Origin of the sequence: Mesorhizobium sp. M1A.F.Ca.IN.020.06.1.1, from assembly GCF_004023265.1 — a bacterium.
GTDB lineage: Bacteria > Pseudomonadota > Alphaproteobacteria > Rhizobiales > Rhizobiaceae > Mesorhizobium.
Genome location: NZ_RZSR01001668.1, coordinates 1 through 601, shown reverse-complemented (window position 1 = coordinate 601; position 601 = coordinate 1). Strand labels below are relative to the sequence as shown.

General features: G+C 62.7%; 1 protein-coding gene. It reads left to right on the top strand.

Features of this window, described 5'->3' with window-relative positions:
- A partial coding sequence (locus EOA60_RS36245; RefSeq protein WP_164899937.1) for a substrate-binding domain-containing protein occupies window positions 1-558 on the top strand: 558 nt, incomplete at its 5' end.
- Window positions 559-601: the final 43 nt, after the last annotated feature.

Here is a 601-nt window from a genome sequence, read left to right as displayed (position 1 = left end):
AAGATCGGCTTCCTCGACCTCACTCCTTCCCAGCCGACCGTCGACGTTCTGCGCGACCAGGGCTTCATGATGGGCTACGGCATCGACGTGAAGGATCCCAACAAGATCGGCGACGAAGACGATCCGCGCATCGTCGGCCACGACGTGACCAACGGCAACGAGGAAGGCGGCCGCAAGGCGATGGAGAACCTCCTGCAAAAGGACAACACCATCAACGTCATCCACACCATCAACGAGCCGGCCGCAGTCGGTGCCTACCAGGCGCTCAAGGCCGTCGGTCTGGAAAAGCAGGTGCTGATCGTTTCGGTCGACGGCGGCTGCCCGGGCGTCAAGTCGGTTGCCGAGGGCGTTATCGGCGCCACCTCGCAGCAGTACCCGCTGCAGATGGCGGCGCTCGGCATCGAGGCGATCGCCAAATTTGCCAAGGACGGAACGAAGCCGAAGCCGACCGAAGGGAAGAACTTCTTCGACACCGGCGTCAATCTCGTCACCGACAAGCCGGCCAACGGCGTCAAGTCGATCGACACCAAGGAAGGCCTCGCCAAGTGCTGGGGCTGACGCTCTGACGGTTCACAAAGCTTGCGGCTGGGGGCTTGATCCC